The 3,626-nt window shown below is 64.6% G+C and carries 4 protein-coding genes; 1 reads left to right on the top strand and 3 read right to left on the bottom strand.

What is annotated here, in order from left to right; genetic code table 11:
• Positions 1–1,399, top strand: a 1,399-nt coding sequence (locus tag VMR39_RS07245) for an NAD-binding protein (RefSeq protein WP_325415301.1), incomplete at its 5' end; no start/stop codon positions are given.
• On the opposite strand, the gene VMR39_RS07240 is transcribed toward VMR39_RS07245, so the two are convergent.
• From VMR39_RS07240 to VMR39_RS07230, 3 genes are all read right to left on the bottom strand, one after another.
• On the bottom strand, positions 1,396–2,340 hold the full coding sequence (locus VMR39_RS07240; RefSeq protein WP_325415303.1) for a glutaminase: 945 nt from the start codon (positions 2,338–2,340) through the stop codon (positions 1,396–1,398). The genes VMR39_RS07245 and VMR39_RS07240 overlap by 4 nt on opposite strands.
• A gap of 69 nt (positions 2,341–2,409) precedes the next feature.
• Positions 2,410–2,913 carry a methylated-DNA--[protein]-cysteine S-methyltransferase gene (locus tag VMR39_RS07235; RefSeq protein ID WP_325415302.1) on the bottom strand — a complete coding sequence of 168 codons (504 nt, stop codon included), beginning with the start codon at positions 2,911–2,913 and terminating at the stop codon, positions 2,410–2,412.
• 81 nt (positions 2,914–2,994) lie between these two features.
• Positions 2,995–3,626 (bottom strand): efflux transporter outer membrane subunit (locus tag VMR39_RS07230; RefSeq protein WP_325415300.1); only part of this gene is annotated, 632 nt, incomplete at its 5' end.

Below are 3,626 nucleotides of genomic sequence, written 5' to 3'. Positions count from 1 at the left end.
CGGCGCGATCGGGCTGGGCCTTGCACTTGCCCTGTCGTCCACGGCGGTCGTGCTTCCCATGGTCGGCACGCAGAGCGCGGTGGGACGCGCCGCCTTCTCGATGCTGTTGTTCGAGGATCTGGCGCTCGTTCCCATCATCTTCATGCTCGGCGCGCTTGCGCCGTCCGTCGCGGCAAGCCCGGATGGCGCCTGGAGCGAACTGGCGAACACCCTGCTCAAGGGCGGTATCACCATCGCCATCATGCTGGTGCTGGGCCGGCTGGTCCTGCCGCATGTCTTCAGCCAGGCAGCGCGGACCAAGAGCCCCGAAGTCTTTCTCGCCGCCAGCCTGCTGGTGGTGATCGTATCCAGCATGGCAACGTCGATCGCGGGCTTGTCCCCGATCGTGGGCGCGCTGCTCGCCGGCCTGCTGATCGCCGAAACCGACTATCATAGCGAAGTCGAGGTGATGACCGCTCCCTTCAAGGGGCTGGCGCTCGGCGTCTTCCTCATCACCGTCGGCATGAGCCTGGACATCCGCGTCATCCTGGCCAACTGGGAAAGCCTGTTGCTGGCCGTCGTCGGCGTGGTGATCGCCAAGACGCTTGTGACCGGCGCGCTCCTCTATATTTCGGGCGCGCGTAAGGGCGTCGCGCTGGAAGTGGGGGTACTGATGTCCAGCCCGTCGGAAACCACTCTGATCGTGCTGTCTGCCGCCGCCGCAGCGAAGCTGATCCTGCCGTCGACAGCCGCCTTCTGGCAGATCGTGACCGCCATCGGCCTCACCATCACGCCGCTGCTGGCCCGTTTCGGCCATGATATCGCCCGCCGCCTGGAAATGGCGCTGGGCGAGGAGCAGGTCGAGAGCGAGCAGGAACAGACCGAAGCGGCAGCCGTCGTCATCGGCTTCGGCCGTGTCGGGCATATGGTCTGCGATCTGCTGCGGACCCATAATCAGCGCTTCATCGTGGTCGAATCCGATCCGGATGTCGTCGCCGAAGCGCGGCGGCGCGGCTATCCGATCCTGTTCGGCGACGTCGCCCGTGCGGAAATGCTCGATCGGTTACGGCTCGGCCATGCCCGCGCGCTGATCCTGACGATGGACGATCCGGTGCTGTCGGTGCGCGTGACGAAGCGCGTACGCGGCTGGGTGCCCGACCTGCCGATCATCGCCCGCGCCCGCGACACCGATCATGCCGCTCAGCTTTACAAGGCCGGCGCCAGCGACGCGGTACCCGAAACGCTGGAAAGCTCGCTGCAATTGGCGGAAACGGCGCTGGTGGATCTGGGCGTCGCCATGGGCCCGGTTATCGCCTCCATCCACCAGACGCGCGAGGATCTGCGCGTCGGGATCAAGGATGCCGCGCAACTGGAAACCGCACCCAAGCTTCGACGGCTCCGGGCCGACGAGATCAGCTAATCGCCTTCCGGCGGCGGGCTGAATACCGACCAGCCGGTGCGCTGCGCGAGTTCCTCCAGCGCCAATGTGCCGAGTTGGCTGTTGCCATTGGCGTTAAGACCCGGCGACCAGACCGCGATCGAGGCCCGGCCCGGCACGATCGCCAGGATGCCGCCGCCCACCCCGGACTTACCCGGAATACCGACCCGAAAGGCGAAGTCGCCCGACGCATCATAATGGCCGCAGGTCAGCATCAACGCATTGATCCGCCGCGCACGGCGAGGCGACACCACCCTGCCCCCGTCCGGATGGCGCCCGTCCAGCATCAGATACCGCCCGGCCAACGCCAGTTGCCGACAATTCATCTCGATCGCGCACTGATGGAAATAAGTGCCCAGCACCAGATCGACCGGATGGCGGACATTGTCGAAGGCGCGCATATAATTGGCTAGCGCCATGTTGCGAAAACCCGTGGCCGTTTCCGACGCCGCCACCGCCTCGTTGATCGCGACCCCGTCATCCCCGGCCAGATAGCGGACAAAGCGAAGCATCTCGCCGATCGCGACGCGAGGCTGATGCCCGCCGAGGTTGACGTCGGCAACCACGATCGCGCCGGCGTTGATAAAGGGGTTGCGCGGAATGCCATGCTCCTGTTCGAGCTGGACGATCGAATTGAAGGCATTGCCCGAAGGCTCCCGCCCCACCCTGTCCCACAGCTGGTCTCCGACCTTACCCAGGGCAAGAGTCAGCGCGAACACCTTCGATATCGACTGGATCGAAAAGCCCGCGTCGGCGTCGCCACCTGTCAGAATGCGACCGTCTGCCGTCGCTATGGCGATACCGAACTGGCCCGGATCAACCTTCGCCAGTTCAGGAATATAGCTGGCGACAGTGCCGCGCTCTTCCGCCGCGCGCAGGGTCGCCACGATGTCGGCGACGATCATATCCAGATCAGGGTTCATGATCGCATCGGCATAGCCTCGGCCATCGGCCAAGCATAGGGGATACCGTCCTTTTGGGCAGCGGGAAAATCAGAGCAGGCGCGGTTCCTGCCCTTGGCCCTGCTCATGCGCCAGCAGCCAGCGCTTGATCTCCAGCCCGCCGGCAAAGCCCGTCAGTGCGCCATTGCTGCCCACCACGCGATGACAAGGCGCTACGATCGATAGCGGGTTACGGCCATTGGCGGCTCCCACCGCGCGTACGGCAGAAGGCCGACTGATGGCACGGGCGATATCCGTATAGCTACGCGTCTCGCCGAAGGGGATGTCGAGCAGCGCAGCCCAGACACTCCGCTGGAAATCGGTGCCGCGCGGGTCGAGCGGCAGGTCAAACATGGTCCGCTCTCCCGCGAAATAGGCAGCAAGTTGAACAACCACCTCCGCCAGAACAGGATGATCCGACTGCTCGCGCATCGCTCCCAGCCGAACCCGATCGGGTGCATCCTCCTGCCAGAGGACCGCCACCAGCCCCGCGTCGCTCGCCACCAGAGGCAACGCACCGACGGGGGACTGGAAGGTCGTGCGGAACAGGCTCATGTCACTCTCCATCATTGCCACGCCCTGATAGCGTGGAATGAGGAGCATTGCCTCTCTCCGCTTGCTTTCAAAGCTACGCCCTTATTTCAGGCCGCCGCCCATCGCGCGGTAGAGTTCGACCAGATTGCTCGCCCGCGTCAGTCGCGTCGCGAGCAGGCTCTGTTCGGCGGCATAGAGCGAGCGCTGCGAATCCAGCGTCGTCAAGAAAGTGTCGACGCCCGAACGGAAACGCGCTTCCGAGAGGGTATAGGCAACCCGCGCGGAATCGCGCTGCGACGTCTGCGCGTCCAGCTGCTGCCCCATCGTGCCGCGCCGCGCGAGCGCGTCCGCGACTTCCCGAAAGCCGGTCTGGACGCTCTTTTCATAAGTGGCAAGCATCGCGTCATAGGTCGCCTTCGCATAGCGAAGATTGCCCTTGTTCCGACCGAAATCGAAAATGGGCAGAGTTGCACTGGGGGCAACCGACCAGGAATCGCTGCCGGAAGCGAAGAGGCCCGACAGTCCAAGGCTCACCGTACCCAGTGCCGCGGTCAACGAAATTTGCGGGAAGAAGGCCGCGCGCGCCGCACCGATATTGGCATTGGCGCTCAACAGTTGATGCTCGGCCGACACGATATCGGGCCGGCGCAGCAGTACGTCGGATGAAATGCCGGCCGGCAGATTGTCGATCGTCGCATTCTGTTCCGGGAAGGCCTCGGGCAGATCGGCGATCG

The organism is Sphingobium sp., from assembly GCF_035511395.1.
GTDB lineage: Bacteria > Pseudomonadota > Alphaproteobacteria > Sphingomonadales > Sphingomonadaceae > Sphingobium.
The sequence above is the reverse complement of the archived record's forward strand: the minus strand, read 5'-3'. Positions and strand labels throughout refer to the sequence as shown.